Source organism: Vibrio sp. RC586 (assembly GCF_000176715.1).
Taxonomy (GTDB): Bacteria; Pseudomonadota; Gammaproteobacteria; order Enterobacterales; family Vibrionaceae; genus Vibrio.
The window spans coordinates 32427-51229 of the sequence record NZ_ADBD01000006.1; the positions used below are offsets into that span (position 1 = coordinate 32427).

The following is an 18803-nucleotide window of genomic DNA, read 5'->3' on the forward strand; positions in this document are numbered from 1 at the left end:
TCTTTGCATGAGTTCTCACTACACCCTAGCACGAGACACCCCTTCGGGATGGGCAGTCGATCACGCTGTTTAGTTCTGTTACACAATATCGTGATGACGAAAAACCATTAATACCAAGCAGCGGCAACAGCCAAAGCTAAGAACAGCAGAGCCGTGACTTTACGAATCAGTGCCAGTGGCAGTTTATCAGCAGAGAGTTTACCCACCAGCACCACAGGTACATTGGCCAGCAACATGCCAATGGTCGTACCTAACACAACCCAACTCAGTGATTCAGCGTATTGGGCACCTAGAATCGACGTAGCGATCTGAGTTTTATCGCCGATTTCCGCAACAAAAAAGGCAATAAAACTGGCGATAAAGGGACCTCGATTGGAGATCGACTCTTCCTCATCCAGCTTGTCTGGGATCAGCACCCAGCCCGCCATTGCTAGGAAGCTGGCTACGACCACCCATTTCAAAATGTCTGGTGATAAATAGTCAGCCACTACAACACCGAGCCAAGCAGCCAGCGCGTGATTGGCAAGAGTGGCGAGAAAAATCGCGGCAATAATCGGAATGGGTTTACGGTAACGACTGGCGAGTAACAAGGATAACAGCTGGGTTTTGTCCCCAATCTCTGCTAAAGCCACCGTAGTAATTGAAATAGCTAAAACGCTCATGACATGCTCTTTGGGACAGGGATTATTATCGAACCGTAGACAAACAATCACGCCCTATCCCAGTTCGTGTTGTTTGTCTAAGGTCTTGCTAAACCTGAAGGCTCAAGTCTCACACACCATGGTAATTGAGTACCAAATATGTTGATGTGTGAATCGCAAAGTTGAAAACTTAGCGACCAGCTACTCCCCAAAGACGGAGCAAATTCTAACCACCGGAATCCGGAATCGCAACCCTCGTTACCCACTTTTCCATGACTCAGAGAGAAATTGGCACAAAAGTCGGGAAAAATGAGCGTAAAAGAAATTATTGTCGATTAATTCAGCAAGATTTCCGCTACTTTGTCAGGGAATATCTGGGTATACTTCAGTGTTATTTTTTATCAATTCAGACAGAAGAATCGCGCGAACCTGACTATGCAAAAATACGACATCAAAACCTTTCAGGGTATGATCCTCGCGCTGCAGGATTATTGGGCCCAACAAGGCTGTACTATTGTGCAACCTCTCGACATGGAAGTGGGTGCAGGTACTTCTCACCCGATGACTTGCTTACGAGCATTAGGCCCTGAACCTATCGCTACCGCGTACGTTCAACCCTCACGCCGCCCAACTGACGGCCGCTACGGTGAAAACCCAAACCGTCTGCAGCACTACTACCAGTTCCAGGTGATCATCAAACCCTCACCAGACAACATTCAAGAGCTGTACCTAGGTTCACTGCGCGTACTGGGCGTTGACCCTTGTGTGCATGATATCCGTTTTGTGGAAGACAACTGGGAAAACCCAACCTTAGGTGCTTGGGGTCTTGGCTGGGAAGTGTGGCTAAACGGCATGGAAGTGACTCAGTTTACTTACTTCCAGCAAGTTGGCGGTCTTGAGTGTAAGCCTGTGACCGGCGAAATCACTTACGGTATTGAGCGTCTGGCAATGTACATTCAGGGCGTGGATTCGGTTTACGATCTGGTCTGGACCGATGGCCCACTGGGCAAAGTCACTTACGGCGACATCTTCCACCAAAACGAAGTTGAGCAATCCACTTACAACTTTGAACACGCGGATGTGGATTTCCTCTTCACTTACTTCGACCAGTGCGAAAAAGAGTGTAAATACCTGCTAGAGCTTGAAAAGCCACTACCTCTGCCAGCCTACGAGCGTATTTTGAAAGCGGCACACGCCTTCAACCTGCTCGATGCGCGCAAAGCGATCTCAGTGACTGAGCGTCAGCGCTACATTCTGCGCATTCGCAACCTAACCAAATCGGTCGCCGAAGCTTATTACGCATCCCGTGAAGCTCTGGGCTTCCCTATGTGTAAGAAGTCAGAACAGAAGTAAGGGGAAGACGTCACATGGCAAAAGAATTTTTAATTGAGCTAGGCACAGAAGAGCTGCCACCAAAGCAACTGCGCACGCTGGCTGAAGCCTTTGCGGCGAACTTTGCAGCAGAACTGGCAGCCGCCGACATCGCCCATGAAGGCGTAACTTGGTTTGCCACTCCACGCCGTTTGGCACTGAAAGTGGCCAATTTGGCAGAAAGCCAACCGGATCGCGTTGTTGAAAAACGTGGCCCAGCCGTCAACGTTGCGTTTGATGCCGATGGCAAGCCAACCAAAGCCGCTGAAGGCTGGGCGCGTGGCAATGGCATCACGGTAGAGCAAGCAGAACGTCTCGTCACAGACAAAGGCGAATGGCTGCTGTTCAAAGAACAAGTGCAAGGCCAACAAACCGCTTCTGTAGTTGTAGAAATGGCAGCCAAAGCGCTGGCTAACCTGCCGATTGCGAAACCGATGCGTTGGGGCGATAAAGAAACCCAATTTATCCGCCCAGTGAAAACACTGACGATTCTGTTTGGTAGCGAACTGATCCAAGGCGAAATTCTGGGTGTTGCTTCTGCACGTACCATCCGTGGTCACCGCTTTATGGGTGAAGCAGAATTCACCATCGAATCGGCTGAGCAGTACCCTGCGATCCTTGAAGAGCGCGGCAAAGTCATTGCTGACTACGCGACTCGTAAAGCGATGATCATTGAAGGCTCACAACAAGCGGCTCAGCAGCTCGGCGGTATCGCAGATCTGGAAGATGCGCTGGTAGAAGAAGTGACCTCGCTGGTGGAATGGCCAGTGGTGATGACGGCGAAATTTGAAGAAAAATTCCTCAAAGTTCCGGCAGAAGCTTTGGTGTACACCATGAAAGGTGACCAAAAATACTTCCCAGTCTATGACGCGAGCAAGAAACTGCTGCCTAACTTCATCTTCGTTTCGAACATCGAATCGAAAGAGCCTCGCCACATTGTGGAAGGTAACGAGAAGGTAGTTCGTCCACGTCTGGCGGATGCAGAATTCTTCTTTAATACCGACCGTAAGCGCCCACTGGTGGATCGCTTATCTCTGCTGGAGAACGCGATTTTCCAACAGCAACTCGGCACGATTAAAGACAAAACCGACCGCATTACTGAACTGGCTGGCTACATCGCAGAACAGATCGGTGCTGACGTAGAGAAATCCAAACGCGCAGGCCTACTGGCAAAATGTGACCTAATGACCTCGATGGTGTTTGAATTTACCGACACCCAAGGCGTGATGGGTATGCACTATGCGCGTCACGATGGCGAAGCAGAAGAAGTGGCGGTTGCGCTGAACGAGCAGTACATGCCACGTTTCGCGGGTGATGAACTGCCAAGCCGTGGGGTTTCTGCCGCAGTCGCAATGGCTGACAAACTCGATACTATCGTCGGTATCTTTGGTATCGGCCAAGCGCCGAAAGGCAGTGACCCCTTTGCGCTGCGTCGTGCTTCACTGGGTGTACTGCGTATTCTGGTTGAGTACGGCTACCAGTTGGATCTGGTGGATTTGATCGCCAAAGCCAAATCCCTGTTTGGTAACCGCCTGACTAACGCTAACGTTGAGCAAGAAGTGATCGAGTTTATGCTTGGCCGTTTCCCAACTTGGTACCAAGATGCCGGCTTTAGCATCGACATCATCCAAGCAGTACTGGCGCGTAACCCAACCAAACCTGCTGACTTTGATCAGCGAGTGAAAGCGGTATCGCATTTCCGCGCTCTTGAAGAAGCCGAAGCACTGGCAGCTGCCAACAAGCGTGTAGGCAACATTCTGGCGAAGTACGATGGCGAATTGGGTGAAGAAATTGATCTCGCTCTGCTGCAAGAAGATGCGGAAAAAGCCTTAGCCGAAGCCGTCGAAATCATGGCAGAAGCGTTAGAACCAGCCTTTGCAACCGGTAACTACCAAGAAGCCCTGAGCAAACTGGCGGGCCTGCGCGCCCCTGTCGATGCCTTCTTCGACAACGTAATGGTGATGGCTGACGATGAAGCACTGAAGAAGAACCGTCTAACGCTGCTCAACAAGCTGCGTAACCTGTTCCTGCAAATTGCCGACATTTCGCTGCTGCAAAAATAATCTGCAGCACGATAATTTCGTCATCTAAGCAAATTACTCAAAGTGGCCAGTAACCCGCGGCTGCTTTGAGTAATCAAACGTTAAGCCCAGCTCTTTTGAGTTGGGCTTTGTTTTTGCGCGCGCTCCCCAAACGACTTGGAGTTGCAGGTAGGCGGCAAGTAAGTTCATCCCCATGAGCATAGATAAACTATGTGATTGGGGTGAACGAACGCAGCCAACACCGCTGCAGCTTCAAGTAGGAAGGGGACACAAAAATATTGCTTTGCCTCGCAAATACATTGCGGTATGTTCAAGAACTATTCTAAACGGCGGAGATTCCACCGGTATATCGTTTCGCAAACACACAGCAATCATTAGGTAGTCGAGCAATGCAGTATTCCTCTTTTGGCGAAAAGTTTAATCGCTACTCCGGTATTACCCAGTTAATGGATGATTTGAACGATGGTCTGCGCACTCCGGGCGCGATCATGCTTGGTGGCGGTAATCCTGCCGCCATTCCTGCCATGCTCGATTATTTCCACAACACTAGCGCCGAAATGCTGGCCGATGGTTCACTACTCAATGCCATGACCAATTACGATGGTCCACAGGGCAAAGATGTGTTTGTAAAATCGCTCGCCACACTGCTGCGTGAGACGTATGGCTGGAATATCAGCGAAAAAAACATCACCTTGACCAACGGCAGCCAGAGTGGCTTTTTCTACTTGTTTAACTTGTTTGCCGGTAAACAGCCCGATGGTTCACACAAAAAAATCCTCCTGCCCCTCGCGCCCGAATACATTGGCTACGGTGATGCAGGCATTGATGATGATATTTTTGTCTCCTACCGTCCGGAGATTGAGCTGCTCGATCAAGGACTGTTCAAATACCATGTGGACTTTTCTGAGCTGAGAGTGGATGAGTCGGTCGCGGCAATCTGTGTGTCTCGCCCCACCAACCCAACCGGTAATGTGTTAACCGAAGAGGAAATCCACAAACTCGACCAATTAGCACGTGATAACGGCATACCGTTAATCATCGATAATGCTTACGGCGTGCCATTCCCTAACATCATTTTTGAAGACGTTGAACCGTTTTGGAATGACAACACCATCTTGTGCATGAGCCTGTCCAAACTTGGTCTGCCCGGTCTGCGCTGCGGCATTGTGATCGCCAATGAAGCGGTGACTCAAGCGCTGACCAACATGAATGGCATCATCAGCTTAGCGCCCGGCAGTATGGGGCCTGCGTTGGTGCAACGTATGATAGAAAAAGGCGATCTGCTGAGACTCAGCGAGCAGGTAATCAAGCCGTTTTATCGCCAAAAAGCGCAACATGCGGTGGAACTGCTGCAAAATGCGATTACTGACCCGCGTTTTCGCATCCATAAACCAGAAGGGGCAATCTTCCTCTGGCTGTGGTTTGACGAACTGCCGATCACCACGATGGAGCTTTACCAACGTTTGAAAGCGCGTGGAGTATTGATTGTACCGGGCGAATATTTCTTTATCGGCCAGCCGCAAGAGTGGCCACATGCCCATGAATGCTTGCGTATGAACTATGTGCAGAACGAGCAAGCGATGGAACAAGGCATTGCCATCATCGCCGAAGAAGTACAAAAAGCGTATCAACAAGCTAACGTTTAAACACCTAAACTGATCAATGCAAAAAGCCCGCGAAATTCGCGGGCTTCGTTTTATCTAGCGTTCAGTGCGTTAAAACGCTGCGCTGAGTTATTTGTTTTCCAGCAGGTGCTTGCCGTTAATCGCAATTTTGCGTGGCTGCATCGCTTCTGGAATTTCGCGTTCTAAATCAATGTGCAGCAGACCATGTTCCATAGTCGCGCCAGTCACTTTCACGTAATCCGCTAATTGGAATTTACGTTCAAAATCGCGCTCGGCAATGCCCTGATAGATGTAGTTTTTGCTCTCTTCAGGTTTACGCTCCCCGCGCACAATCAAAGTATTCTCTTGTTGAGTAATATCGATCTCTTCATCGCCAAAACCCGCTACCGCCATGGTAATGCGATATTGGTTGTCTTCTTTTTGCTCGATATTGTATGGAGGGTATCCGCCTTGGGCGTTTTTCGCCGCGCTGTTTTCCATCATGTTCAGTAGACGGTCAAAACCAATTGCGTTGCGGTACAGTGGAGTAAAATCGACAGTTCTCATATTCCTATCCTCTTTGATTAAGCAATAGTCTTAACAATGACTTGTTAAGTCGCCCGATCCATTCTTATGACCTGAATCGGCGTGATTTCAGTTAGGTAACACACTCCTCCATTGAGCAAGGGTGTTAGTCTCATTCAGAGGTCCTAGCGGCATCCTCTTCATTTCCAGATATAAGGTCTCTCAAAACCATTTCAAGTTTTTGCCCAAAAAATTTTTGAAAAAAAGCCCAACACTGAGTCGGGCTAACATTGGGATAATGCACTTTATCCTTAATTAACGGCCTTTGCTTTTGCGTGGCTTAATCACCGAGCTCTCTTGCGCTTTTTCTTGCTTCAGCTTGCGCTTCTCTTTGAGGCTGAGTTGTGGTTTTTTCATCTCTTGTTTACTCATGACAAACTCCTAATTACTGACATAACAAGCATGGGCAGAGCTTGGTTGGCTTACCCTGTATTGAGTGCTGAACGTGAGTAATGGCAAAGCAGTGATGTTGGCCCCAAATAGGCAACGTAAACACTTCATGCTGACGACGGCCAAGTAAGGCGGCACCAAGCAGGGAATCGCACGTCACGCCACCCTGGACTTCGTGCTGATTTTCAGACGTGGTCAGAGTGACTTGAAACGACAACTGACGATGAGCATCAACAAGGCTCACCGTATCCCCAAGCTTAATGCGCTGTGGCGCTCGTTCAATGGGCGAGCGAGGATGCTCCAGCTTCTCGAACAATTCGAGCAGCAACAGCGGAGATTGATAGGTGAAAAAGCGGCTACGTAGCCACCAACCGGCGAGAAAACGCCGAATATTCAAAGATAACCGGTTCAGCATGATACTTCCTTTGCTCATTCCATTACCAACAGTGACAAATCGATGAGTATGCCCGGGAGTGAAATACACTCCCGGTTCAATTCACAAAGGCGACCATCCTGACCTCCAGTCAAAAAATGAGGAATAACTATAGGGTTCACAGACCACTATAGTGACTAAAAAAATGAATGCAACCACATGAAATTTAGAGAAAAAAGTAAAGTCTAAGAAAAGCTTTTCTAGGATAGAAAAGCCTTACTTATGATCCAATACTGGTGCTTTAGCCCAACAACCGAGGATATTCGACACAAAATTTTTATTGTGCCTTTTGTTCTTGCGCGAAGTTGCAATCATCCAGCACCGGGGAAGGTACAAATTGCAGAGATAAAAAAAGCAGCGCCACAGCGCTGCTTTTTGTCACGGTGAATCAACCGACCCCTTACACGTCGAGGTTGGCCACTTTCAGTGCGTTGGTTTCGATAAATGCACGACGTGGTTCAACTTGATCACCCATCAGCGTCGTGAACAGCTCATCCGCGCCTACCGCATCTTCGATGGTCACTTGCATCATACGACGAGTGTCTGGATCCATCGTAGTTTCCCACAGCTGATCAGGGTTCATCTCACCCAGACCTTTATAGCGTTGGATAGACAGACCGCGACGCGATTCTTTGATTAACCACTCAAGTGCAGCGGCAAAGCTGCTGATTGGCTGCACACGTTCACCACGCTTGATGAAAGCACCCGCTTCAATCAAACCGTCCAGCGCTTCTGACAGTTCCGCTAACTTCGCGTACTCTTTCGAGTTGATCAGGTCAGCACTCAGTAGGTATTCATGAGTCACACCGTGGGTACGTACCTGAATTTTTGGCAGATACACATTCAGCTCAGCATTGTGTTCAACCAGAACGCTGTATTGGCTCGCGCCCACTTCTTTAGCATTCAGTTGTTCGACTAAACGCTGGGTCCACGCTTCAACCGCTGCTTTATCAGCACACAAGTCTGCATTGATGCGTGGTACATAAATCAGCTCATGCAGCATCGCGTAAGGGTAACGGCGGCTCATGCGCTCAACCAGTTTGATCGCAGCGTTGTATTGCTGAACCAGCTTCTCAAGCGGTTCACCCGCCAATGCAGGAGCATCGGCATTCACATGCAGCTCTGCGCCATCCATCGCCAGTGCCACTTGGTACTGGTTCATCGCATCTTCATCTTTGATGTACTGCTCTTGTTTGCCTTTTTTCACTTTGTAGAGTGGTGGCTGAGCAATGTAGATGTAGCCACGCTCAATCAGCTCAGGCATTTGGCGGTAGAAGAAGGTCAACAGCAGAGTACGAATGTGCGAGCCGTCGACGTCCGCATCGGTCATGATGATGATGTTGTGGTAACGCAGTTTATCTGGGTTGTACTCATCACGCCCGATACCACAGCCCAGTGCGGTGATCAGAGTCGCGACTTCTTGTGAAGACAACATCTTGTCAAAACGCGCTTTTTCTACGTTGAGGATTTTACCTTTCAGCGGCAGAATCGCTTGATTCTTACGGTTACGGCCTTGCTTAGCTGAACCGCCCGCTGAGTCTCCTTCCACTATGTAGAGTTCAGACAATGCTGGGTCTTTTTCCTGACAATCCGCCAGTTTGCCTGGCAAACCAGCTAAGTCTAGCGCACCTTTACGGCGAGTCATTTCACGTGCTTTACGTGCCGCTTCACGAGCACGTGCTGCATCAATAATCTTCGAACAAACGTTTTTCGCTTCGCTTGGGTTTTCCGCCAAGAAATCCGCCAGTTTTTCATTCATGGCTGACTCAACCGCGGATTTCACTTCAGAAGAAACTAGCTTATCTTTGGTTTGGCTTGAGAATTTAGGGTCCGGCACTTTCACCGACACCACAGCCGTTAAGCCTTCACGTGCATCATCACCCGAGGTTGCCGCTTGCGCTTTCTTCGAGAAGCCTTCTTTATCCATGTAGTTGTTCAGTGTACGAGTCAACGCACCACGGAAACCAGCTAAGTGGGTACCCCCATCACGCTGTGGGATGTTGTTGGTAAAACAGTAGATATTTTCTTGGAAACCATCATTCCACTGCATTGCTACTTCCACGCTGATGCCATCTTCACGCTCTTGGTTGAAGTGGAAGACTTTCTCATGGATCGGCGTTTTGTTGCGGTTCAAGTGGGTCACAAACGCTTGAATACCGCCTTCATACATGAAGTGGTCTTTCTTATCTTCTTCACGCTCATCCGACAGCTTGATCGACACGCCAGAGTTCAGGAATGACAGCTCACGCAGACGTTTAGCCAGAATGTCGTAATGGAATTCGATATTGGTAAAGGTTTGTGCGCTTGGCCAGAAACGAACGGTCGTACCGGTACGCTCTGTATCACCCACCACAGCCAACGGTGCTTGTGGCACACCATGGTGGTAAGTTTGTGAATGGATCTTGCCACCACGATAGATGGTGAGTAGCACTTTTTCAGAAAGCGCATTCACTACCGACACACCTACCCCGTGTAGACCACCGGAGACTTTATAGGAGTTGTCGTCAAATTTACCGCCTGCGTGCAGTACGGTCATGATGACTTCTGCGGCAGATACTTTCTCTTCAGGATGCATTTCAGTCGGGATACCACGACCGTCATCGCTGACTGACACTGAGTTGTCTTCGTGGATAGTGACCACGATGTCTTTACAGTAACCCGCCAACGCTTCATCAATTGAGTTATCTACCACCTCAAAAACCATGTGGTGCAGACCGGTGCCATCATCAGTGTCGCCGATGTACATACCCGGACGCTTACGTACCGCATCCAGACCCTTCAGTACCTTAATACTCGATGAATCGTAATTGTTCGACATGAGTTACTCTCTCACTCTGTTTATCCTTGCTCTATTACACCGTGGGCAACGTGAAATGTTTTACTGGACTCATCCAACATGTCCGCCACTTGGCTTTCGGTAATAGAACTTACAAAAACCTGCGCCCCCGTCCCTTTTAGGCTATCTGCCAAACGTTGGCGACGTAGGCTATCCAATTCGGAAGCAAAATCATCGATAAGATAAATGCATTGCTTTCCCGTCAACTCGGTGAGGTGCTGCCCTTGCGCCACGCGCAACGCACACACCATCAACTTCAGTTGTCCCCGCGACAACACATCTTCCACCGGGGTTGCGTTCACTTTAATCCGCAAATCCGCTTTGTTAGGCCCGCTAAAGGTATAGCCCAACTGCTGATCCCGTTCGAAGTTTTTTTCCAGAATCGATTGATAAGGCTGATCTTTTTCCCAACCTCGATAATACTTTAAGTCGATATCGAATTCTGGCAAAAATGTGCGACATAGTTGTTCTGCCACACTTTTCAATTGATTGACGTAACTTTCACGCCACTGGTCAATCTGCTCTGCCAAACGCGCTAATTCCTGATCCCAATAACTGAGCTCACGGTAGCTTTGTGCACTTTTCAACAGCGCATTACGCTGCTTGCTGAGTCGCTTAAACCGACCCCAAGCATCATAAAATGCAGGCTCGGTATGAAACACACCCCAATCGATAAATGCCCGACGCTGTTTCGGTCCATCGGTCAGCAGTTCAAAGCCTTCCGGATGAATCAATTGCAGCGGCAAAATCTGCGCTAATTGCGCCAACTTTTGCCCAGTTTGGCCGCCTATTTTAACCTCAGTTGAGCCATCACGCTGCTTATTAATGCCAACGGGTAGCTCAAATTGATCAGAGCTCAAAGAATGCTCACAAATCCGGCCATGCACAAACAGTTCTGGACATTCATTTTGAATGATCCGTCCGGTCAGCGAGCTTTTAAATGAACGGCCATGACCGAGCAGATAAATCGCTTCAAGCACGCTGGTTTTACCGCTGCCATTCGGCCCGATAAGAAAGTTAAAGCCTGCTGATAGGCGAATATCACAGGCTTTAATATTACGAAACTGTTGGATCACTAACCGGGAAAGCGGCATGGTAACTCGGTTATACCTTAGAGACGGATTGGCATCACCACGTACATGGCGCTGTCATCATCGACATTCTCCACCAAGGCACTGGCGTTGGCATCCGACATCGAAACACGCACATTGTCGCAACGCAACGTGTTAAGCACATCCAAGATGTAGCTGACGTTAAAGCCAATCTCAATCGGCTCACCTTCAAAGCTCACATCCAGCAACTCTTCCGCTTCTTCTTGCTCTGGGTTATTAGCGGTAATGCGCATTTCGTTATCGGCCAGATTAACGCGCACACCGCGGAATTTCTCGTTAGACAGAATCGCTGCACGCGAAAATGCCTGACGTAATTCTTCACAACCCGCTTGTAGCGTTTTGCTGGTATGTTGCGGCAATACGCGGCGATAATCAGGGAAACGACCATCAACCAGCTTCGAAGTAAACACAAAGTGATTCACTTCTGCACGCAAATTAGAGTGGCCGATTTGCAACACCACAGGTTGTTCTGGCGCATCGAGCAGTTTCACCAGCTCAAGTACCCCTTTACGCGGCACAATGATCTGCTTTTGCGCGAAATCCGCACCGAGCTGAGCTTGCGCTACCGCCATACGGTGACCATCGGTCGCGACAGAACGCAAGGTGGTGCCATCAATTTCAAACAGCATACCGTTTAAGTAGTAGCGTACATCTTGGTTGGCCATAGAAAACTGAGTTTTCTCAATCAGACCACGCAGTTCCGCTTGAGTCAGTGAGACTTGCACTTCACTTTGCCAATCTTCGATGTTCGGAAAATCACTGGCAGGTAAAGTTGCGAGCGAGAAACGGCTACGACCAGAACGCACTTGGATGCGATCGCCTTCTAACAGCACAGTGATCACCGCACTATCTGGCAAACCACGGCAAATATCTAAAAACTTACGTGCAGGAACCGTAATGCTGCCTGCTTCAAATTCACCTTCTAACGTCACACGGCTGATCAGTTCCACTTCCAAATCGGTGGCGGTCATCGACAGTTGATTCTCTTCCACCTTGAGCAACAAATTACCCAAGATCGGCAAGCTAGCACGGCCACCTAAAGTGCCAGACACCTGCTGCAATGGTTTAATCAAGTGGCTACGTTCAATGGTAAATTTCATAGTCTTCTCTTAAACGGAGTGAAAGCGAAATACGCAAGTGCGCTAACCATAGCGCAAATTAAGAGGAAAGCGTACGAATCAGGTTCGAATAATCTTCTTTGATATCGTGACTCTCTTCGCGCAACTGCTCGATTTTACGGCAAGCGTGTAACACAGTCGTATGGTCACGACCGCCAAACGCATCACCAATCTCAGGCAAGCTGTGGTTGGTCAGCTCTTTAGCTAATGCCATCGCCAATTGACGAGGACGAGCGACCGAACGCGAACGGCGTTTTGAGAGCAGATCTGCCACCTTAATTTTGTAGTATTCGGCAACGGTTTTCTGAATGTTATCAATCGTGACCAGCTTTTCTTGCAGTGCTAATAAGTCACGCAGCGCTTCACGCACAAAATCAATCGTGATTGGGCGACCGGTAAAGTTGGCGTTGGCAATCACGCGGTTCAGCGCGCCTTCCAACTCACGCACGTTAGAGCGCAGGCGTTTCGCAATAAAGAAAGCCACTTCATCCGGCAGATGAATTTGGTGATCTTCGGCTTTTTTCATCAAGATCGCGACGCGAGTTTCCAATTCCGGCGGCTCGATCGCCACCGTTAAGCCCCAACCAAAACGCGATTTGAGACGATCTTCTACGCCACTGATCTCTTTCGGATAGCGGTCAGAAGTCAAAATAATTTGTTGGTTGCCTTCCAGCAGTGCGTTAAAGGTGTGGAAGAACTCTTCCTGCGAACGCTCTTTATTGGCAAAGAATTGAATATCGTCGATCAGCAAGGCATCCACACTGCGATAGTAGCGTTTGAATTCTTCAATCGCGTTGTTTTGCAGGGCTTTTACCATATCTTGCACGAAACGCTCAGAGTGCATGTACACCACTTTAGCGTTCGGGTTGTTATCAACAATCGCGTTACCCACCGCATGCAGCAGGTGAGTTTTACCCAAACCGGTGCCGCCATACAAAAAGAGGGGGTTATACGCCGCACCTGGGTTATCGGAGACTTGGCGAGCCGCGGCCAGACCTAACTGGTTAGATTTACCTTCCACGAAGTTGTTGAACTTGTGTTTCGGGTTCACATTCGAACGGTGAGTAATATCGGCCGCAGCGCTGTCATCATCCCAGGTTTTATGGATAGGTTTACGCTGCGCCAATTGCGCAGGCGCCGACGATTCCGCCGCGACATCCGCAGCCGTACGTACAGGCGCGGGTTTTGGCGCCACCACAGGGCGGCTACCCACTTCAAAGCGCAAATTAGGCACATCATTGCCGCTGAATTCCATCAGCAGACGATTGATGTTATTGAGGTACTTATCGCGTACCCAATCCAACACAAAGCGGTTAGGGGCGAATAAAGTGAGAGTATTGTCATTGAGCTCCGCTTGAAGCGGACGCACCCACATACTGAATTCTGCGGCAGGTAGCTCTTCCTGAAGCCGTTGCAAACATTGCAACCATAGCGAAGATGACACGATTCCCTCACTCAAAAATCAACGATCGGTAAAGAGGAGCAATTCTACCTGTTGATAACTCAGATCGCCAGCGCTGGATCAACGATCCAGTGAATAAGATCTAAGTTATTCACATTATTTTATGGCTGATAAGTAAGATCCTCACACATTTTACGCGTGCTACCCACATAAAGATCCACATATCTAAAGATCTTTAGCAGTTATCCCCACCTTTTTGATTTTGATCAGTTATTGTTAATAACTACTGGTTATTTCTTTTAATGATTTAATTACCAGTAGTATATAAACATAAATGATACAGGAGTCACATAATGAAATACTGGTTTAACATCGCTCTGGCTGCCCTAGCCCTTTCTTCTGCCACCGTTCAGGCTGCCACCGATGTCAAAGTCGGCATGTCTGGCCGTTACTTCCCTTTCACTTTCGTGAAAAAAGACGAGCTGCAAGGCTTTGAAATTGACGTATGGAATGAAATTGGCAAACGCAATGATTATAAGGTGGAGTTTGTTACCGCGAACTTCTCAGGTTTGTTTGGCCTGCTAGAAACTGGGCGCATCGACACCATTTCTAACCAAATCACTATCACTGATGCACGTAAAGCCAAATATCTGTTTTCTGACCCATATGTAATTGATGGCGCACAAATCACCGTACGTAAAGGTAATGACTCCATCAAAGGTATTGAAGATCTGGCGGGTAAAACTGTTGCGGTAAACTTAGGTTCTAACTTCGAGCAACTGCTACGCAGCCATGACAAAAACGGCAAAATCAACATCAAAACCTACGATACAGGGATTGAACACGATGTTGCTTTAGGTCGTGCTGATGCTTTCGTGATGGATCGTCTTTCAGCGCTTGATCTGATTGAAAAGACCGGTCTACCACTACAACTCGCGGGTTCACCGTTTGAAACTATCGAAAACGCTTGGCCATTTGTGAACAACGAAAAAGGTCAACAACTGCAAGGTGAAGTCAATAAAGCACTCGCTGCCATGCGCGCTGACGGTACGTTAAGCAAAATCGCCGTCAAGTGGTTCGGTACCGATATCTCGCAATAATTCTGCTTCACCAAACTAGACTCTATAAAGGTGGGACTTTCCCACCTTTGATTATTTCAGAAAGGAAAGTAGATGGGTTTTGACTTTCACTACATGCTTGAGTTGCTACCGATATTACTCAAATATCTGGGAACCACACTGGAAATGGCCAGTTGGGGATTGGTCTTTGCTCTGATTCTGGCGCTGATTTTAGCCAATATTCGAGTGTTCAAAGTGCCGGTTCTGGATCCACTCAGCCAGCTCTACATCAGTTTTTTTCGTGGAACGCCGCTGCTCGTACAGTTATTTTTGCTTTACTACGGTTTGCCGCAAGTCTTCCCCCTGTTGGTTGGGCTTGATGCATTCAGCGCTGCGGTGATCGGTTTAACTCTGCATTTTGCCGCTTACATGGCGGAAAGCATTCGCGCTGCGATCATCGGTATAGATCGCAGCCAAATGGAAGCCAGCTTATCAGTCGGAATGACCACTTCTCAGGCGATGCGCCGGATCATTTTGCCACAAGCCACACGCGTTGCTCTGCCTTCATTGATGAACTATTTCATTGATATGATCAAATCAACCTCCCTCGCCTTTACCCTTGGCGTGGCTGAGATCATGGCTAAAGCGCAGATGGAAGCTTCATCCAGTTTCCGTTTTTTCGAAGCCTTCTTGGCGGTAGCCCTCATCTATTGGGTGGTGGTTTTGGTGCTCACTCGCCTGCAATCTTGGGCAGAGCAGAAACTCAATAAGGCGTACGCACGATGATTAAACTGAAGAATATCCACAAAAGGTTTGGTAGCAGTGAAGTGCTTAAGGGTATAGATCTTGAAATCCAACGCGGAGAAATCGTAGTCATCATCGGCTCTAGTGGCACCGGTAAATCCACCCTATTGCGCTGCGTGAACTTTCTTGAAGTGGCGGATCAAGGCACCATCAGCATTGATGAGCTCACCGTTGATACCCAACGACATACTAAATCCGATGTGCTAGCTCTGCGCCGTAAAACTGGCTTTGTGTTTCAAAACTACGCGCTCTTCGCTCATTTAACCGCGCGGCAAAACATTGCAGAAGCCTTGATCACGGTGCGCGGTTGGAAAAAAGATCAAGCCTACCAACGGGCGCAACAAATTCTCGATGATATAGGCCTTGGCGATAAAAGCGATAGCTACCCTGCGGCACTGTCTGGTGGTCAACAACAACGGGTTGGTATTGGCCGCGCCATGGCGCTACAGCCGGAGCTATTGCTGTTTGATGAACCCACCTCAGCCCTCGATCCTGAATGGGTTGGTGAAGTATTGGCACTAATGAAGAAATTGGCGACTCAACATCAAACCATGTTGGTGGTCACTCATGAAATGCAGTTTGCCAAAGAGGTAGCGGATCGGGTGATCTTTATGGCGGAAGGAAACATTGTCGAACAAGGTTCTCCACAGGATATCTTTGACCATCCACAGGATCTGCGCTTAAGAAAATTCCTAAATCAAGTTGGGATCAGTTAAGGATCCTTGAGATTTTATTGTTTGCCCGTATAATCGGCCGACCGGAAATAAAGCGGCAACCAGAATGAACCAACTCATTGAGTAAGTTCGAACTGAGGAAAACCCAATCATTGACACCTTTTGTGACAGTGATTACAATTCCGCCTCTTTGTTGAGAGGCGTCGGCGTCTTCAGTGAAGACCTTAATGCCCACGCCGGGTTAACCAAGAACCTAAAACTACTGATCAGTAAAGGTAACATCATGTCTAAACGCACTTTTCAACCTTCAGTTCTGAAGCGCAAGCGTACTCACGGTTTCCGTGCTCGCATGGCGACTGCGAACGGTCGTAAAGTTCTGAATGCACGTCGTGCAAAAGGCCGTAAGCGCCTTTCAAAATAATCTCGAATTATTTTGAGTACGTACGCATTCAATCGGGAGTTACGTTTGTTAACTCCCGAACATTATCAAAAAGTCTTCCAGCAAGCTCACAGTGCTGGTTCTCCTCATCTCACAATCATCGCTCGCGCAAATAATCTTTCTCATCCTCGTTTGGGACTCGCGGTTCCTAAAAAGCAGATCAAAACTGCCGTAGGTCGTAATCGATTCAAACGTCTCTGTCGAGAAAGCTTTCGCTTACATCAAAATCAACTTGCTCACAAAGATTTTGTTGTCATTGCCAAAAAGAGCGCGCAAGATTTGAGCAATGAAGAACTGTTTAACTTGCTTGGCAAACTATGGCAACGCCTCTCTCGCCCTTCTCGTGGTTAGCCATTGGTATTGTAAAACTTTACCAGTGGTTCATTAGTCCACTCATCGGCCCACGCTGTCGATTCACTCCAACTTGTTCCACGTATGCGATAGAAGCGCTGCGAGCTCACGGTTTTATAAAAGGATGTTGGTTATCCACCAAACGTCTATTAAAATGCCACCCTTTGAACGAAGGGGGCTTTGACCCCGTTCCACCAGTCCAAAAACAAGACAGAGATAAATAACGATGGATTCTCAACGTAATATCTTGTTAATCGCCTTGGCATTGGTTTCTTTCCTACTGTTTCAACAATGGCAAGTAGCAAAGAACCCAACACCGCAAGCGACACAGCAGGCCCAATCCACAGGCGCAGCTCCTGCTCCTTCATTTTCAGATGAGTTAGATCCAACGCCTGCACAAAATGCGGCAGCGCAGGCAAAGACCATTACCGTCACCAGTGATGTGCTGACTCTGTCTATCGATACGCTCGGTGGCGATATCGTGAGTGCAAAGCTGAATCAGTACTCCGAAGAACTGGATTCGTCTGAGCCTTTTGTCTTGTTGCAAAACACCCAAGGCCATCAGTTTATTGCCCAAAGTGGTTTAGTTGGTCCACAAGGTATTGACGTCACTAGCAATAACCGCCCAGCTTACCAAGTGAATGCAGATAGCTTCTCTCTGGCCGAAGGCCAAGATGAACTGCGCATTCCGATGACGTATCAAGCGAACGGTATTGAGTACACCAAAACCTTCATCCTCAAACGTGGTAGCTATGCGGTGGATGTAGTGTTTGACGTAGCCAACAACTCAGGTAACGCTGCGACTTTAGGTATGTATGCTCACCTGCGCCAAAATCTGCTGGATTCTGGTGGCAACTTAGCCATGCCAACTTACCGTGGTGGTGCGTACTCAACGAGCGATGTTCGTTACAAGAAGTACAGCTTCGACGATATGAAAGATCGTAACCTCAGTGTACCAAACGATGTGACGGTAAACTGGGTAGCGATGATCCAGCACTACTTTGCTTCTGCATGGATCCCACGTGATGAGCCACAAGCTCAGCTTTACTCACGTGTTATCAATAATTTAGGTGATATGGGTATCCGAACACCAAACAAAACCATTGCTAACGGTGATAAAGCAGAATTTGAAGCCACCCTATGGGTAGGCCCAAAACTACAAGACCAAATGGCCGCGGTAGCGCCTAACCTTGATCTGGTTGTGGACTACGGTTGGTTATGGTTCATTGCGAAACCACTGCATTGGTTGCTGTCGTTTATTCAGAGCTTTGTGGGGAACTGGGGTGTGGCAATCATCTGCTTAACCTTTATTGTTCGTGGTGCGATGTACCCACTGACTAAAGCACAGTACACCTCTATGGCGAAAATGCGCATGCTGCAACCTAAACTGCAAGCAATGCGTGAGCGTATTGGCGATGATCGCCAACGCATGAGCCAAGAGATGATGGAACTGTACAAGAAAGAGAAAGTAAACCCACTGGGGGGCTGTTTACCAATCCTTCTGCAAATGCCAATTTTCATCGCGCTGTACTGGGCACTGATGGAATCGGTAGAGCTGCGTCACTCACCTTTCTTTGGCTGGATTCATGACCTGTCAGCACAAGATCCTTACTACATCTTGCCGCTACTGATGGGTGCGAGTATGTTCGTCATCCAGAAGATGAGCCCGACGACGATCACTGATCCAATGCAGCAGAAGATCATGACCTTCATGCCAGTGATGTTTACCTTCTTCTTCCTATGGTTCCCATCAGGTCTGGTTTTGTACTGGTTAGTGTCGAACATCGTAACTCTTATCCAGCAAACGCTGATTTACAAAGCGCTGGAGAAAAAAGGCTTACACTCCAAGTAAGTTTGACTAAGTAATAAAGAGGCGGCCAAAAGGTCGCCTTTTTGTTGGCCGCTGATTACAATGACGCTAATTCAATCCTGTTCAGGTAACA

At 48.3% G+C, this 18803-nt stretch carries 16 protein-coding genes, 1 pseudogene and 1 riboswitch; of the genes and pseudogenes, 10 read left to right on the forward strand and 7 right to left on the reverse strand.

The window, feature by feature from the left end:
• Window positions 1-107 precede the first annotated feature (107 nt).
• Window positions 108-662: a TMEM165/GDT1 family protein gene (locus VOA_RS14170; RefSeq protein ID WP_000114376.1), complete on the reverse strand. Its 555-nt coding sequence runs from the start codon at window positions 660-662 to the stop codon at window positions 108-110.
• A gap of 90 nt (window positions 663-752) precedes the next feature.
• A riboswitch (yybP-ykoY riboswitch) is annotated at window positions 753-863 on the reverse strand.
• Window positions 864-1076: 213 nt separating this feature from the next.
• Here VOA_RS14170 and glyQ point away from each other — a divergent pair.
• The 3 genes from glyQ (at window position 1077) to VOA_RS14155 (ending at window position 5700) form a co-directional block, all read left to right on the forward strand.
• Window positions 1077-1994, forward strand: coding sequence for a glycine--tRNA ligase subunit alpha (gene glyQ, locus VOA_RS14165; protein ID WP_001174901.1), 918 nt, complete (start codon window positions 1077-1079; stop codon window positions 1992-1994).
• Between the two features lie 14 nt (window positions 1995-2008).
• A complete protein-coding gene (gene glyS, locus VOA_RS14160) occupies window positions 2009-4075 on the forward strand; it encodes a glycine--tRNA ligase subunit beta (RefSeq protein WP_001040209.1) in 2067 nt (688 codons plus the stop codon).
• 368 nt (window positions 4076-4443) lie between these two features.
• A complete protein-coding gene (locus VOA_RS14155; protein ID WP_001200176.1) occupies window positions 4444-5700 on the forward strand; it encodes a valine--pyruvate transaminase in 1257 nt (418 codons plus the stop codon).
• A gap of 87 nt (window positions 5701-5787) precedes the next feature.
• On the opposite strand, the gene VOA_RS14150 is transcribed toward VOA_RS14155, so the two are convergent.
• From VOA_RS14150 to dnaA, 6 genes and pseudogenes are all read right to left on the reverse strand, one after another.
• Window positions 5788-6225: an Hsp20 family protein gene (locus VOA_RS14150; protein WP_001261062.1), complete on the reverse strand. Its 438-nt coding sequence runs from the start codon at window positions 6223-6225 to the stop codon at window positions 5788-5790.
• A gap of 399 nt (window positions 6226-6624) precedes the next feature.
• A pseudogene (locus VOA_RS14140) lies at window positions 6625-7048 on the reverse strand (transcription elongation factor GreAB).
• 418 nt (window positions 7049-7466) lie between these two features.
• Entirely contained in the window at window positions 7467-9884 is a 2418-nt protein-coding gene (gyrB, locus tag VOA_RS14135) for a DNA topoisomerase (ATP-hydrolyzing) subunit B (RefSeq protein ID WP_000070016.1), read from the reverse strand.
• A gap of 20 nt (window positions 9885-9904) precedes the next feature.
• Window positions 9905-10996 carry a DNA replication/repair protein RecF gene (gene recF / locus VOA_RS14130; RefSeq protein ID WP_001131360.1) on the reverse strand — a complete coding sequence of 364 codons (1092 nt, stop codon included), beginning with the start codon at window positions 10994-10996 and terminating at the stop codon, window positions 9905-9907.
• Between the two features lie 17 nt (window positions 10997-11013).
• Entirely contained in the window at window positions 11014-12114 is a 1101-nt protein-coding gene (dnaN, locus tag VOA_RS14125) for a DNA polymerase III subunit beta (RefSeq protein WP_000673173.1), read from the reverse strand.
• 58 nt (window positions 12115-12172) lie between these two features.
• The gene (dnaA, locus tag VOA_RS14120; RefSeq protein ID WP_000099214.1) at window positions 12173-13576 is read right to left on the reverse strand and encodes a chromosomal replication initiator protein DnaA; all 1404 of its coding nucleotides are present in this window, start codon (window positions 13574-13576) and stop codon (window positions 12173-12175) included.
• Between the two features lie 311 nt (window positions 13577-13887).
• On the opposite strand from dnaA, the gene VOA_RS14115 reads away from it, so the two are divergent.
• From VOA_RS14115 to yidC, 7 genes are all read left to right on the forward strand, one after another.
• Window positions 13888-14634 (forward strand): amino acid ABC transporter substrate-binding protein, encoded by a 747-nt coding sequence (locus VOA_RS14115; RefSeq protein WP_000878545.1) that lies wholly within the window; start codon window positions 13888-13890, stop codon window positions 14632-14634.
• Window positions 14635-14706: 72 nt separating this feature from the next.
• Entirely contained in the window at window positions 14707-15378 is a 672-nt protein-coding gene (locus VOA_RS14110; protein ID WP_000505208.1) for an amino acid ABC transporter permease, read from the forward strand.
• Complete coding sequence (locus tag VOA_RS14105; RefSeq protein ID WP_000593544.1) at window positions 15375-16112, forward strand: amino acid ABC transporter ATP-binding protein; 738 nt, start codon at window positions 15375-15377, stop codon at window positions 16110-16112. The genes VOA_RS14110 and VOA_RS14105 overlap by 4 nt, the downstream gene beginning before the upstream one ends.
• 241 nt (window positions 16113-16353) lie before the next feature.
• Window positions 16354-16491 carry a 50S ribosomal protein L34 gene (rpmH, locus tag VOA_RS14100; RefSeq protein WP_000044781.1) on the forward strand — a complete coding sequence of 46 codons (138 nt, stop codon included), beginning with the start codon at window positions 16354-16356 and terminating at the stop codon, window positions 16489-16491.
• 45 nt (window positions 16492-16536) lie between these two features.
• Entirely contained in the window at window positions 16537-16860 is a 324-nt protein-coding gene (gene rnpA / locus VOA_RS14095) for a ribonuclease P protein component (RefSeq protein WP_000957258.1), read from the forward strand.
• On the forward strand, window positions 16827-17084 hold the full coding sequence (gene yidD, locus VOA_RS0117330; RefSeq protein ID WP_001886301.1) for a membrane protein insertion efficiency factor YidD: 258 nt from the start codon (window positions 16827-16829) through the stop codon (window positions 17082-17084). Before rnpA ends, yidD begins: the two co-directional genes overlap by 34 nt.
• A 2-nt stretch (window positions 17085-17086) precedes the next feature.
• Window positions 17087-18712 (forward strand): membrane protein insertase YidC, encoded by a 1626-nt coding sequence (gene yidC / locus VOA_RS14090; RefSeq protein ID WP_000378242.1) that lies wholly within the window; start codon window positions 17087-17089, stop codon window positions 18710-18712.
• Window positions 18713-18803: the final 91 nt, after the last annotated feature.